Source organism: Spirillospora sp. NPDC047279 (assembly GCF_040643285.1).
Classification (GTDB): Bacteria; Actinomycetota; Actinomycetes; order Streptosporangiales; family Streptosporangiaceae; genus Spirillospora.
Window position 1 is genome coordinate 213,290 of sequence record NZ_JBEYUA010000004.1, and the last position, 13,653, is coordinate 226,942.

The window sequence follows — 13,653 nt, forward strand, 5'->3', positions numbered from 1 at the left end:
CCCTGTATGTGAACTGGAGAACACCACACCCGTGGCAGTCAAGATCAAGCTCAAGCGTCTGGGGAAGATCCGGAACCCGCAGTACCGGATCGTCGTCGCCGATGCCCGCACCAAGCGTGACGGTCGGGCCATCGAGGAGATCGGCCTTTACCAGCCGAAGCAGGAGCCCTCGCTCATCGAGATCGACTCCGAGCGTGCGCAGTACTGGCTCGGCGTCGGCGCGCAGCCGACCGAGCCGGTCCTCAACCTCCTCAAGATCACCGGCGACTGGCAGAAGTTCAAGGGCGAGCCCGGCGCCGAGGGCACGCTCAGGAAGGCCGAGCCGAAGCCGGACAAGAAGTCGGTCTTCGAGGCGGCCGTCAAGGAGGCCTTCAAGGAGGACGAGGCCGCCGCCACGGCGACCAAGACCAAGAAGAAGGCCGAGCCGAAGAAGGCGAAGGCCGAGGCCAAGGAAGAGGCCCCGGCCAAGTCCGACGAGACCACCGAAGCCAAGAGCGAGGACTGACGTGCTCGAAGAAGCGCTCGAGCATCTGGTGCGCGGCATCGTGGAGCACCCGGACGACGTCCGGGTGCGCGCCCGCCGCATCAGGGGTGGCCGGGTCCTGGAGGTGCGCGTGCACCCCGAGGACCTCGGCAAGGTCATCGGCCGCAGCGGTCGTACCGCCAAGGCCCTGCGCACGGTCATCAGCGCCCTCTCCGGAGGCCGCTACGTGCGCGTGGACCTGCTCGACGTCAACGAGGTCCGCTGAGCGGCCCTCGTTCCCCCGGCGCCTCGCCGGGGACCTCGCCCGCGCCCGGCCCCCGGCCGGGCTCGCAGGCCGCAAGTGACCGGCCCGGACGGCCCTGCCGCCGGGCCGGTCGCCCGTTATAGGGGCGTTCCGTGCGACGGCGCCCGGTCAAGGGATGCGCGTGATGAAGGACCAGCTCGTGATCGGCCGCATCGGCCGGCCGCACGGGATCCGTGGTGAGATCACCATCGATCTCCGCACCGACGACCCGGAAAGCCGGTTCGCGCCGGGCAGCGAGCTCGCGACCGACCCCGCCGACGCCGGGCCGCTCACGATCGAACGGGCGCGCTGGCACTCCGGCCGCCTGCTGATCGGCTTCGCCGGCGTCGCCGACCGCGACGCCGCCGAGGGCCTGCGCGGCACCTGGCTGGTCGTCGACCCCGCCGACATCGGCGACTCCGACGACCCGGACGACTTCCACGACTCCCAGCTGATCGGGCTCACCGCCGTCACCGTCGCCGGCGACGATATCGGCACCGTGTCCGAGGTCCGCCACTCCGGCCAGGACCTCCTGATCATCGCCCGCCCCGGCGGCGGCGAGGCCCTGGTGCCCTTCGTCACCGCCCTCGTCCCCGAGGTCGACCTCGCGTCCGGCCGCCTGGTCGTCGATCCGCCCGCGGGCCTCCTGGACGACCAGTGAAACTCGACATCATCACGATCTTCCCGGACTACTTCGCCCCCCTCGACGTCTCCCTCCTCGGCAAGGCCCGCCGCAACGGCCTGATCGAGATGAACGTCCACGACCTGCGCCTCTGGACCCACGACCGCCACCGCACCGTCGACGACACCCCCTACGGGGGCGGCCCCGGCATGGTCATGAAGCCCGAGCCCTGGGGCGAAGCCCTGGACGCCCTGACCCCGCCCGCCGGCCCCCCGAGCACGGGCGGCGACCAAGCCGGAGGCGGCGGTCTCGGGGGAGTGGTGCCGCGGCTGGTGGTCCCCACGCCGAGCGGGCGGCCGTTCACCCAGGCACTCGCGGTGGAGTACGCGGCCGAGCCGTGGCTGATCTTCGCCTGCGGGCGGTACGAGGGCATCGACTCGCGGGTGGTCGAGGAGGCGCGCGTCCGGATGCGGGTCGACGAGGTCAGCCTCGGCGACTTCGTGCTCGCCGGCGGCGAGGTGGCCGTCCTGGTGATGGTCGAGGCGATCAGCCGGCTGGTGCCGGGCGTCCTCGGCAACTTCGACTCGGTGACCGACGACTCGTTCGCGCCGGGCGCCATGGAGTCGCTCCTGGAGGGGCCCGTCTACACCAAGCCACCGGTCTGGCGGGACCGCGCCGTCCCGGACGTCCTGCTGTCGGGCAACCACGGGGCGATCGCCCGCTGGCGCCGTGACCAGGCACTGCGCCGTACGGTCGCCAACCGGCCCGAACTGGCCGCCAGGCTCGATCCAGGCGATCTCGACAAGCATGATCGCCAGGTCCTCGCCGACGCCGGTTTTCCGGTGGACGGCGAACATATGGCACACTAGAGCGTCCGCCGTGTATCGCATGCCCGGCGCGCAGACCTTCAAAGAAGATCCACTTCGCGCGGCTCGACGCCCCCATGTACGAGGTCCGGGGCCTCTCGGTGTCCGCGTTCGACCCATGAGGAAACGCCTGTCATGCACACCCTGATCCAGGAGATCGAGAACGCCGCGCTGCGCAGCGACCACCCGGACTTCCGTCCGGGCGACTCGGTGAAGGTCCACGCCCGCATCACCGAGGGCAAGGTCACCCGAGTGCAGGTCTTCGAGGGCGTCGTGATCCGGCGCCAGGGCGGCGGCGCCCGCGAGAGCTTCACCGTCCGCAAGGTCAGCAAGGGCGGCTACGGCGTCGAGCGCACCTGGCCGCTCAACAGCCCCCACATCGAGAAGCTCGAGGTCGTCACCCGCGGTGACGTTCGCCGCGCCAAGCTCTACTACCTGCGCAACCTCCGCGGCAAGGCCGCGCGCATCAAGGAGAAGCGCGACTTCTAGGCACCCGCACTTTCGGGGCCTGTTCAACGCTGAGAACCACCGTGCTGACCTGCAAAGGGTCTCTCGGTGGTTCTCAGCGTTTCTCGGGTGATCCTGTCCTCATGTGCCCTGGCTGTGCCCTGTTATCTGGGGTCTCCCTGGTCATCAGGTCGGATGAAGATCACGAACTTCTCGTGGAACATGCGGACGGTCGTGCCCTCTTCGTCGTAGAAGACGTAGTGATTACCCCACAGTGAGTCAGCAAGCGGCGGAAGGATCTCGTACCCCTTGGCGACAACCTCGATTTCCTTGGGGTCCCTTCTCTTGTCTTCAAGCTCATCTACAGTCACAAGGTACGTACGCAAAGTAGTTCTCACTTAGGGTGATGGGTGGATGCAATCTGCTCGGCCGGGCGCCCAGGCCGGATGCTCCTAGTGTCTCGTGGTCGTCAGCCCATCGTCATGCGATTTTCGCGAGCTCTCGCCGGGCTTGACGCTTAAGCGTCAACGTCACAGCGCGTGACAGCGGGACGGTTCCGGACTTGCGCGGGGGCGGGGCCTCGTAGCCTGGATCGGCTGACGGGCGGCACCCGCCTGCCCGCATCGGCCCCGTCGTGAGGCCCCGCGCGGGGTCCCCGTGCAAGGCGGGAACCGGTCTGCGGCAACCTGGCGGACTTCTCCTGAATCTCATGCGGCACGAGTCATCTGGTCCCGGGCGCGCTGCGGGCCGATAGGGCTGGGCGCCGGCCAACGCTTGCGGGCCGGCGCCCACGCTTCCCAGGTCGGCGCGCCCGTGCGGCCCGTTCTCGGGCCGCCTTGAGATAGTGAAGAAAGTCTGCACAGGGATTGCTGGGCCCTCTGGGTCCTGTGATGCGACGACGAGGCCGCTGTCAGCGGTGCCTGTGATCGGGGAGAATGGCGGACGTGGTGGAGACTGAGGAGACTAAGCCTGATCCTTCCGCTGAGTGGTGGACCACGTCTGATGTCGCGGCCTATCTCGGCGTCAAGGTCGCAACTGTGAGCTCGTACCGGATTCGTGAGCAGATGCCGGAGCCTGATCTCACAGTTGGCAGGACCCATGTGTGGCACCCGGCCACGATTATCGAGTGGCACGAGAGTCGCCCTCGTCCTGGTGTCGGCGGTAGGACACAGGGCTAGGCAGCACCCAGCCGGGAATCGGCGTACTCGGCGAACTCGCGGGCGCTGGCGGAGTTTCCTGCCGAGGCGAGTTCGGTCTGGAACGTCCGGAGGAACCCCATGCCTCGCTCAGAGTCGATCTGATTAGCGATCAAGTCGACCGTCTGTCGGCCGGATTCGCATCCTGCATCGATGTCGCCAGTGCGGAGGTGAGCAATGGCGACACGACCTAGCCATGTGGCTCGGTCACGTGGGTATTTGGTACCGCAGGACTCCACGGCGCTGGTCAGCTCACGGGATGCTCCCGCGTAGTCCCCGAGATCGAACAGTGCGCGACCCAGCTGTGCGGCCATTCGAGTCTCATCGACCCAGTAGGCCCAGTTCGGAGAGTCTCCGTATACCGCCCGGTTCAAGAGGTTGGTCGACTTGGTCAAGGCCTGCCGGGCCATGGCGGCCTGCCCGACCTTGGCGTACGCGCGGCCAGCGCGAGCCCATGTCATTGCCTGGATGACACTTGGCGTCTTCTTCTGGGACTCGGCCGTCGCAACCTCTAGGAGCTGGGTGGCGTCATCTAGCCGACCCGTGGAGTAGGCCTGAATGCCGAGGAAGCCAACCACGTTCACGGCCAAGGGATGGTCGCCAACCGCCGCCGCTGCGCGAAGAGCTGCGAAGTAGTACTGCTGGGCAGCTGCTTGTCGTCCGCTGTCGAATGCAGCCCATCCGGCAAGCCGGGCAAGTTCGGCCGTGGCACCGTACAGTCGTTGTCCGGTGGCCTCGGTGTATCGCCCGTTCTTGAGCATGTCTGTTACGAAGCGAAGGTCGGAATGGAGCATCTCCAGGATTCCACCGCCGCCGTGCTCGTCGTCCATACGACGGCGGACTGAGATCAAACGTTCGATCTCGTCCACGAGCGCGTTGCTTACCTGATGACCGCGATCGCGGTACGCAAGCCAGGGTCCAGGGTTCAGGCGCCAGTTGTAGATGGGAAGAAGAAGCTCGGCGCCCATGAGCAGGACAAATTCACGGCGATCCACTATTGCATGCTCCGCGACGGTGGTGAGTGCGTTGATCGTTCCTTCGGCGTTCCACGGTTCCTGGATTCCAACCAGGCCGCTTGTGGGGAGCCATCCCGGCCAGGTGACGCGAAGGTAGGTCTCCGGGGGGAGACTGAACAGCTTGCAGAGAGCGGCCTGAGCGGCGTCGTCTGGAACTACACCGTGTTCCCAACGCGTGACGGTCTTGCGGGTCGTCCCCAGGCCTTGCTCCCTGAGCAGGTGGGCAAGCACCTCTTGGGACCAACCCCGGCTTCGGCGTGCCTCGACCAACGGGTGCCGAGGCGGATCAACGGCGGAGGGCAATGACGCCAGGGGCATAGCGCTCACGTTCTTCAGGATAGACACGCCTCGTCTGGGTGCGACGTGGATCAGATCGAGGAGACCCCTGGTGACCCCCCGCTGCCCTCTTGCGGGCCTGGTGAGGGGCCTCGGTGTCCGTTACAGCCTCAGCGTGACGCCTGTTGCCGGATGTGTCCTGTGGCGATGCTCGAAGTGAAGGGCAATTGAAGATCTCGCGAATGAACCGCCTTCGTGAGACACCTTGAGAAATACAAACTCAGTTTGTATTCTTCACATCAAGAAGGCCCCGGTGAGCTGCAACTCACCGAGGCCGGGCGCATCGTCCACCTCGTGAAAGGACACGGAAGATGCCAGTCCAGGCTACGTCACGGACACAGTGTGAGCCCAGCATGGGTGCTGAGGCTCGGCAGACTCCCGGCATGGATGCCTTCACGCATCCGAACCTGCACGCGCGGATCATCAACGACCTGCTTCAGGCCACCCTGCGAGCCCACATCGCGATCGTGGACCTGTGGACCGGTCGGCACGCCGCTGCGCTATGCACCGCACTCCGGCTCACCAACGAGGGCTTCGCGGAGCACCTGGGAACCGCCGTACGCACCGTCGCCAAGTGGAAGGCTCGCCCCGACACCGTCCTGACCATGGAGTTGCAACAAGCTCTTGACACCTCACTCGCCCACGCCTGCCGCGATGCCCAAATTCGCTTCGCCCTGCTGTTGGGCAAACTGACCTTCGGGCAACTCGCCGTCGCGCTGTACGCGGCGGATATCCCGGAGACCGGACCTCACACGCTTCCGGCAGATGAGGTCATCACGCTGGCCGCTCAAGGTCTGGAGCGACTCGGGTACGAACGCGTGCGGGAACTCGATGCACGCACTCGGAAGATCAACCGGCACTACCTTCGCGAGCTGGATTCCAGCTCACCCACTCGGATCCAGGCGATCACGGACGAGTGGAAGGCCGTCAGTGCGCAGCTCTGGCCCGATGAGCAGCGCATGCAGCGATGCACCGACCTGGCCTTCATCAACCGGCAGTCCGGTTCGGCGGTGGTCTCATGACCACACCCACCAGGATCCCCATCACCGTGGAGACGGTTACCGCGTTCGTCTCCCAACTCACCCGTGACGAACTCCTTGTTGCCTTGAAGGCGCTGGACGTCCCGGCTGACGACCTTCGGCCGCTGGTCACTCTGGCCCTCGTCATGGAGGCGGCATCTGTTCCGGCCGAGGCCGTTGCCCCGGTACCGGCGGTGACCTCATGACCGCTTCGACCGCATCCTTTCCGCAGCTGACGGAGCCGTGTGGCTCGTGTGGCCGTTCCTGGCTCGCCTCGCAGCTGCGAAATCAGCGCATCAACCGGCAGTGGAGCCAGAAGAGTCTGGCTGTCCGGTTGCGGCAATCCGCCAACTCCGATGAGCGTAGGCACCTGCCCGCGCTCCACGTCATCCAGCGAATGATCCGGTCCTGGGAGGCCGGAGACACTACACCTGGTGAGCCGTATCAGCGGCTGTACTGCCGCGCCTTCGGCATGAGCCACGATGACCTGTTCACCGTGACCGTGATGGAGGTTCTACCGGGCCTTGATGGTCCTCTCCTGGTCGCCGAACGCCCCCAGGTGGGCACGGCTTGACCCACACCCCAGGTACGGCGGCCCCAACCCCCTTCACGGCGGCTGGGGCCGCCCCGCCAACCTTGCTCACCGCTGCCATCCTGGAACGTGCCGCAGACGGCTACGCCGCTTGGCTGGAACACGTTCGCCCGGCCGCCGGATGCTCCCGCCCGGTCCGCCTGTTCGGAGAGTTGGACACCGTCGCCGAACACACTGGCGAGATCCAAGCGACAGCCCGTACCGCTGACATGCCCGATGGGGTGCTCTACAAGGCGTGCGGGAACCGGCGTCACAAGGTGTGCCCGTCGTGCGCCTACACCTACCAGGGAGACGCTTTTCAGCTCATCCGCGCGGGTCTGGTCGGCGGTAAGACCATCTCACCCGCCGTTGCTGCAAATCCGGCCGTGTTCGCCACCTTCACCGCCCCTAGCTTCGGTCAGGTCCACACCCGGCCCTTCCGCCGGCACTTGTGCCGAGACAAGTCCCGTTGCTCGTGTCGCCCTGACCCTTGCCACGCTCGTAGTCACGGCTCGGCCGAGACCTGCCCGCATGGCGTCACGCTCGCCTGCTTCGCCCGGCACGAACTTGACGACTCCCGTCTTGGGCAACCGCTGTGCCTGGACTGCTACGACCATGATGCACACGTGGTCTGGAACCACCAGGCCGGAGAGCTGTGGCGCCGCACTAAACAGGCCATCGAACGCCACCTCAACCACACCGCCCGGCGCCGTGGCCTGCCCCCGGTACGGGTCGCGCACGGCAAGGTCGCCGAATACCAAGCCCGCGGTGCCGTCCACTTCCACGCCGTACTACGCCTGGATGGCCACGACCCTGACAACCCCACCAGCCCGGCCACGCCTCCGGCCGGGCTCACCGCCATCGACCTGCACGACGCTGTCCATCACGCCGCCGCCACCATCACCCACACCACGCCCGCCCATCCCGGCAAGTCTGAAGGGTGGCGCATCGCCTGGGGCGGCCAGACCAAGGTCACCGTCATCACCATGACCGGCGCCGACCCGCTCACCGATCAGATGGTCGCGGGCTACCTGGCCAAGTACGCCACCAAAGGCACCGAGATCACCGGCCACACCTCCCGCCGCCTCGACGAACGCTCGGTCACCCTGTACGCCGACCCTGACGGCACCCACACCGAACGTCTCATCGCCGCCGCCTGGCACCTCGGCGACGATCCCGACTGGGCCGGACTTCGCCGCTGGGCCCACATGCTCGGCTTCGGCGGCCACTTCCTCACCAAAGGCCGCCGCTACTCGGTCACCTTCTCCTACCTCCGCCAAGCCCGCGCCCTACATCACTGCACCTCGGCGTCCGGCCCCGAACCAGACGAGATCAACCGTCAAGATCACCTTGACACCGAAACCACGCTCGTCGTCGGGCGGCTCACCTACGTCGGAACCGGCTGGCACACCATCGCTGACGCCCTCCTGGCCAACACAGCGGCCGACCAAGCCCGCCGACGACACCAAGCCGGACGCGAAGACCTCGCCCACGAACACGCCCACACCACCCAACTCCTAGCCGCATGACCCTCCATGGTCGCCGCAACGGCGAACCACCAGCAGGCCACGCCGCCGCGCACGCGGAAGACCACGGCAGGCCGGGAGTGATCAACCACACGGGATCACGACCCCCAACCGGAAGGACACCCATGATCCACATCCGCAAGGAGATCACCGCCCATGACCACCCTCGAATCAGATCGCACCTGGACACCTCAGGAAGTTGCCCGCTTCCTCGGCGTCCCGGTCCGGACCCTCTACCAGTGGCGTTACCTTGGCGTCGGCCCCAAAGCCGCCAAGGTTGGGCGCCATCTGCGCTACCTGCCCGACGATGTCATCGCCTGGGTGCGCCAGCAGCAAGAGGCCGCCTGATGGCCGTCTATGACCGCTGGCACACCCGCGAACCCCGCCTCGACGCCAACGGCCAGGCTGTTTCCCGGTGTCGCGAACACAAGCTCAACCCCAGCAAAGACCATGGCCAAGGCGACCGCTGGCAAGTTCGTTGGCGCGACGAGGACGGCAAACAATGCAAGCTCAACCGCCCCAGAAGAGGCGGCAAGCGCGACGACACCGATCCTGACATCTACGCCGAAGCCCTCGACGCCAAGATCACGTCAGAGCTCAACACGGACACCCACGTCAGTCCAGCGAACGGGAAGATCACTTTCCGTTCCTATGCTGATCAGTGGCTCGCCGCACAAACCTTTGACGAGAGCTCTCGGGAGACAGCAGAGCAGCGACTGAGACTGCACGCCTACCCGACCTTGGGCGATCTGGAACTGAGGGCGATCGCCAAACGGCCCTCGATCATCCAGGCCTGGCTTCGGGACAGGAAGACCTCCGCAAACCACGTCCGGGCCGTCTTCGATCACGTGTCCACGGTGCTCACCGCCGCTGTCGATGACGGCCTGATCAGCAGGAACCCGTGTCAGACCTCGTCGGTACGGCCACCCAAAGCAGAACGGAAGAAGATCGATCCATGGTCCGTCGAACAGGCTGACCTGGTCGCCAAGAAGATCAACCAGCGGTTTGCCGCCCTGGTAGCCGTAGGGGCACGGCTCGGCCTGCGACAGGGGGAAGCCTTCGGCCTGGCCGTCGATGACATCGACATGAACGAAGCTGTGGTTCACGTACGGCGACAAGTGAAGATCCTCGGCGGGTTCCGGCTGGTCTTCGCCCTGCCCAAGGGCGGCAAGATCCGCGAGGTACCGCTTCCGGGCTCACTCGCTCGCATCGTCGAAGCGCATATGGAGCAGTACCCTCCGATCACGGTGACACTGCCGTGGAAGATCCCTGATGGAGAGGCGATCACAACACGGCTCGTGTTCACCACACGGCAACGCAACGCGATCAATCGGAACGACTGGAACTGGCAGGTCTGGAAGTCAGCTCTTCGAGCGGCTGGAGTCGATCCGACCAGGGAGAACGGCTTTCACGCGCTGCGACATCATTTCGCCAGCGTGCTCCTGACCAAGGGTGTGGACATCCGCGCCCTCGCCGAGTACCTCGGCCACAGTGATCCGGGCTTCACGCTCCGCACATACACGCATCTGATGCCTTCGAGCAACGAGCGGATGCGACTCGCCGTGGACGAGGCATGGAGCGTGATCAGCGAGGGGAGTGCCCTCGATGTGCCCCCTGAGGAGAAATGATCTGTTCCGCTGCTGGTTGCGTGCGGGTAGCAAGGAGAAGCGCGACTTCTGATCCGTGCCGCGCACCTGATCCTTCGACGCCCCGGGAACCCTCAGCGGTGACCGGGGCGTTGGCCGTTCCGGACGGCGGCCGCAGGTAGTGGTCCGGCGACACGGCCGTGCGCACGGTGCGCAGGGCCGGACGCCGATAGGCTTTCGCTCTGATGACAGACGAGGACGATCGGAGAAACGTGCGTTCCGAAGCCGAGGGCGCGGTGCCCGACGAGAAGCAGGCCGTGAGCTCCGGTTCCGAAGAGTCGTCGTCCAAGGGCAAGTCCAAGAAGCAGGGCTCGTTCTGGAAGGAACTGCCGGTCCTGGTCGGTGTCGCCCTCGTCCTCGCCCTCGTCATCAAGGCGTTCGCGATCCAGGCGTTCTACATCCCGTCCGCGTCGATGGAGAACACCCTCCAGATCGGCGACCGGGTGCTGGTCAACAAGATCGTCTATCACATCCGCGACATCGAGCGCGGCGACATCGTGGTCTTCAACGGCCTGGACTCCTGGGACCCCGAGGTCGACTACGCCGAGCCGTCCAACCCGGTCTCCAAGGTGCTGCGCGCCATCGGCACCGCGTTCGGCGTCGCGCCGAACGAGAAGGACTACATCAAGCGCGTCATCGGCATCCCCGGCGACCGCGTCAAGTGTTGCGACGCGCAGAGCCGCATCACCGTCAACGGCGTGCCGATCGACGAGAAGTCCTACCTCTACGGCGACGCGCAGACCGGCGACCAGAACAAGCCCTCCAACGAGACGTTCGACCACACGGTGAAGCCCGGCCAGTTGTGGGTCATGGGCGACCACCGCGAGGTCTCGTCCGACTCGCGCGCGCACCGCGGCGACCCCGGCGGCGGCACCATCCCCATCAGCCGGGTGATCGGCCGCGCGTTCGTCGTCGTCTGGCCGCTCGACCGGATCGGGACACTGCCGATCCCCAAGACCTTCGAGCAGCCGGCGCTCAACGCCGCCGGCGTCGTGGTGCCCGCCACCCCGCTGGCCCTGGGGTTCGCGGGCGCGATCCCCGTCGTCCTCCTGCACCGCCGCCTCCGCCAGAGGCGCGACGCGTAGATCGCGGGCCTCCCTCCTGCCCGACATGACCGGCCGCTCGTGTCACGATGTCTTCCGGATCAGGCCCGCGGTGGGGGCCAGGTGATGAGGACGATCGGAGAAACGTGCGTTCCGAAGCCGAGGGCGCGGCCCCAGAGGACAAGCACCCCGCCGACCCCAAAGGCGGCCCCGTCCCCTCACCCCCAGCCACCCCCGGCCAGGGCGGCCAACCCTCCAGCCCCGTGAAGGACGCCGCGGCCTCCGGCCCCGTGAAGGACGCCGCGGCCTCCGGCCCCGCTTCGCCCCCTTCGCAGGGCGGCCAGCCGTCCACCTCCATGCAGGGCAGCGCGGCCTCCGGCCTCTCACAGGGCAGACAGAACGTCAGTTCTTCGCCCGACAGCCAGACGTCCAGCCCTGCACCGACCGGAACGTCCTCCGGCCCCTCGCAGGACGGCCAGGCGTTCAGTGCTTCCCAGGGCGGCGCGGCATCCGGTCCCCCGCTGGACGGCCCCGCTTCTGACACCTCGCAGGACAGCCAGGCGTCCAGTCCCTCACCGGCCAGTGCGTCCTCCAGTCCCATGCAGGACAGCTCTGCCCCCGATTCTTCGCCGGGCGGTCCCGCTCCTGACGCCTCCCAGGACAGCCAGGCGTCCAGTCCCTCACCGGCCGGTGCGTCCTCCAGCCCCATGGAGGACAGCGACAGCCCTGTCCCCGATCCTTCGCCGGGCGGCACGCCCGTCAGTTCCTCGCAGGACGGTGGCTCCTCCGGTCCCTCGCAGGACGATCCCGTGTCAGGTCCCCTGTCGGACGGCGCGGCCTCCGGTCCCTCACAGAGCACTGCTGAGGACGGGGCGCCCGCGGACGGTGTCGCCGTCTCCAAGGCGAAGGGCGGGGCGACTTCGTCCGAGGCGGACGGCGATGACGAAGATGCCGATGAGGATTCGGACGAAACCGGTGGCGGCGGTGCGAAGAAGGGCAAGAAGCAGGGCTCCTTCTGGAAGGAACTGCCGGTCCTGATCGGCGTCGCCCTCGTCCTCGCCCTCGTCATCAAGACGTTCGTGGTGCAGGCGTTCTACATCCCGTCGGAGTCGATGGAGAACACGCTGCTGGTCGGCGACCGGGTGCTGGTCAACAAGCTCGTCTACCACACGCGCGACATCGAGCGCGGGGACGTCGTGGTGTTCAGCGGCCTGGACTCCTGGGACCCCGAGATCAACGTCGCCGAGCCGTCCAACCCGGTGTCCAAGGTGCTGCGCGCGATCGGCAGCACGTTCGGCGTCGTGCCCGGTGAGAAGGACTACATCAAGCGCGTCATCGGCGTCCAGGGCGACCAGGTCAAGTGCTGCGACGCGCAGGGCCGCATCACCGTCAACGGCGTGCCGATCGACGAGAAGTCCTACCTCTACACCGACCCGCTGACCGGCGAGCAGAACAAGCCGTCCGACCTCCCGTTCGAGGTCACCGTCGGCACCGGGCAGCTGTGGGTCATGGGCGATCATCGGGAGCTCTCCTACGACTCCCGCAACCACCGCGGCGACCCCGGCGGCGGCACGGTGCCCGTCAACCGCGTCATCGGCCGCGCCTTCGTGATCGTGTGGCCGCTCAACCGCATCGACACCCTGCCGATCCCCAAGACGTTCGACCGCCCGGCCCTCAACCACGCCGCCGCCGGCGGCCTCCCGATGCTCCTGGGCCTGGCCGGCGCCGTCCCGATCATCCTGATCCGGCGCCGCCTCCGCCTGCGCGCCTCGTCCGGTTAGCCCCCAATAGGGGCACCTTGCGGGTGTGCGGCGCCGTACGCTGGTGTCCCATGATGGGTCGTCCACTCCGCTTCACCCCCCGCCGTGACGCAGGCCTGCACGCGTACGAGCGTGCGCTGGAACACGCCGGTTTCGACCGGGTGGCCGGGGTCGACGAAGCGGGCCGTGGAGCCAGCGCGGGCCCGCTGGTGGTCGCCGCCGCCATCCTGCGGCGCGGCCGTAAGGGCATGATCGAGGGCCTCACCGACTCCAAGCTCCTGACGCCCGCCCGGCGCGAGTCGATCTACGAGCAGATCGTCGAACGTGCCGAGGCCTGGAGCGTCGTCGTGATCCCGTGCCACGACATCGACCGGGTCGGCGTGCACCGCTGCAACATCACCGGCATGCGCCGCGCGCTGGCCGCCCTGGAGCCACGTCCCTCCTACGTTTTGAGCGACGGTTTCACCGTCCCCGGCCTGGACGTGCCCGGCCTCGGAGTCATCAAGGGCGACCAGGTCGCCGCCTGCGTCGCCGCCGCCTCAGTGATCGCCAAGGTCACCCGAGACCGCCTCATGGTGCAGCTGCACGACCGTTACCCGGACTACGGCTTCGACGTGCACAAGGGGTACACGACCCGCGAGCACTCAGCCGCCCTCACCACCCACGGCCCCTGCCCCGAACACCGCTTCTCCTTCGTCAACGTAGGCCGCGCCCGCCGCGACAACGGGACCGAGCCCCCACCCCTCACCCCCGACCTCAGCACCCCCACCCTTTCCACCCCCAACCAAGCCCCCGCCTGACCCCTGCGCGCTGACCCCACCCCCACGAGCGATCATCT

The 13,653-nt window shown here is 67.2% G+C and carries 16 protein-coding genes; 14 read left to right on the forward strand and 2 right to left on the reverse strand.

Annotated elements, in window-relative coordinates; translation table 11 throughout:
• Window positions 1–31: 31 nt before the first annotated feature.
• From rpsP to rplS, 5 genes are all read left to right on the forward strand, one after another.
• Window positions 32–505, forward strand: a complete 474-nt coding sequence (rpsP, locus tag ABZ810_RS11360) for a 30S ribosomal protein S16 (protein WP_358402093.1) — start codon at window positions 32–34, stop codon at window positions 503–505.
• A 1-nt stretch (window position 506) separates the two neighbouring features.
• Entirely contained in the window at window positions 507–749 is a 243-nt protein-coding gene (locus ABZ810_RS11365) for an RNA-binding protein (protein WP_151568089.1), read from the forward strand.
• Window positions 750–912: 163 nt separating this feature from the next.
• Window positions 913–1,428 (forward strand): ribosome maturation factor RimM, encoded by a 516-nt coding sequence (rimM, locus tag ABZ810_RS11370; protein ID WP_358402095.1) that lies wholly within the window; start codon window positions 913–915, stop codon window positions 1,426–1,428.
• Entirely contained in the window at window positions 1,425–2,258 is an 834-nt protein-coding gene (trmD, locus tag ABZ810_RS11375; protein WP_358402097.1) for a tRNA (guanosine(37)-N1)-methyltransferase TrmD, read from the forward strand. The genes rimM and trmD overlap by 4 nt, the downstream gene beginning before the upstream one ends.
• A gap of 132 nt (window positions 2,259–2,390) precedes the next feature.
• Complete coding sequence (gene rplS, locus ABZ810_RS11380; RefSeq protein ID WP_358402099.1) at window positions 2,391–2,744, forward strand: 50S ribosomal protein L19; 354 nt, start codon at window positions 2,391–2,393, stop codon at window positions 2,742–2,744.
• Window positions 2,745–2,866: 122 nt separating this feature from the next.
• Here rplS and ABZ810_RS11385 read toward each other — a convergent pair whose 3' ends face one another.
• Window positions 2,867–3,073 (reverse strand): hypothetical protein, encoded by a 207-nt coding sequence (locus ABZ810_RS11385; RefSeq protein ID WP_358402101.1) that lies wholly within the window; start codon window positions 3,071–3,073, stop codon window positions 2,867–2,869.
• Between the two features lie 803 nt (window positions 3,074–3,876).
• Window positions 3,877–5,145, reverse strand: coding sequence for a hypothetical protein (locus ABZ810_RS11390; RefSeq protein ID WP_358402103.1), 1,269 nt, complete (start codon window positions 5,143–5,145; stop codon window positions 3,877–3,879).
• A 488-nt stretch (window positions 5,146–5,633) separates the two neighbouring features.
• Here ABZ810_RS11390 and ABZ810_RS11395 point away from each other — a divergent pair, with 488 nt between their 5' ends.
• The 9 genes from ABZ810_RS11395 (at window position 5,634) to ABZ810_RS11435 (ending at window position 13,615) form a co-directional block, all read left to right on the forward strand.
• Window positions 5,634–6,272: a hypothetical protein gene (locus ABZ810_RS11395; RefSeq protein ID WP_358402105.1), complete on the forward strand. Its 639-nt coding sequence runs from the start codon at window positions 5,634–5,636 to the stop codon at window positions 6,270–6,272.
• A complete protein-coding gene (locus tag ABZ810_RS11400) occupies window positions 6,269–6,475 on the forward strand; it encodes a hypothetical protein (RefSeq protein ID WP_358402106.1) in 207 nt (68 codons plus the stop codon). The genes ABZ810_RS11395 and ABZ810_RS11400 overlap by 4 nt, the downstream gene beginning before the upstream one ends.
• A complete protein-coding gene (locus ABZ810_RS11405; RefSeq protein ID WP_358402108.1) occupies window positions 6,472–6,843 on the forward strand; it encodes a helix-turn-helix transcriptional regulator in 372 nt (123 codons plus the stop codon). Before ABZ810_RS11400 ends, ABZ810_RS11405 begins: the two co-directional genes overlap by 4 nt.
• A gap of 62 nt (window positions 6,844–6,905) precedes the next feature.
• Complete coding sequence (locus ABZ810_RS11410) at window positions 6,906–8,369, forward strand: replication initiator (protein WP_358402110.1); 1,464 nt, start codon at window positions 6,906–6,908, stop codon at window positions 8,367–8,369.
• 153 nt (window positions 8,370–8,522) lie between these two features.
• Complete coding sequence (locus ABZ810_RS11415; protein WP_358402112.1) at window positions 8,523–8,714, forward strand: helix-turn-helix domain-containing protein; 192 nt, start codon at window positions 8,523–8,525, stop codon at window positions 8,712–8,714.
• Window positions 8,714–9,994 (forward strand): site-specific integrase, encoded by a 1,281-nt coding sequence (locus ABZ810_RS11420; RefSeq protein WP_358402114.1) that lies wholly within the window; start codon window positions 8,714–8,716, stop codon window positions 9,992–9,994. Before ABZ810_RS11415 ends, ABZ810_RS11420 begins: the two co-directional genes overlap by 1 nt.
• Window positions 9,995–10,224: 230 nt before the next feature.
• On the forward strand, window positions 10,225–11,097 hold the full coding sequence (gene lepB, locus ABZ810_RS11425; RefSeq protein WP_358402116.1) for a signal peptidase I: 873 nt from the start codon (window positions 10,225–10,227) through the stop codon (window positions 11,095–11,097).
• A 767-nt stretch (window positions 11,098–11,864) separates the two neighbouring features.
• On the forward strand, window positions 11,865–12,836 hold the full coding sequence (gene lepB, locus ABZ810_RS11430; protein ID WP_358402118.1) for a signal peptidase I: 972 nt from the start codon (window positions 11,865–11,867) through the stop codon (window positions 12,834–12,836).
• 50 nt (window positions 12,837–12,886) lie between these two features.
• Window positions 12,887–13,615 (forward strand): ribonuclease HII, encoded by a 729-nt coding sequence (locus tag ABZ810_RS11435; protein WP_358402120.1) that lies wholly within the window; start codon window positions 12,887–12,889, stop codon window positions 13,613–13,615.
• The last annotated feature ends 38 nt before the right edge of the window (window positions 13,616–13,653 follow it).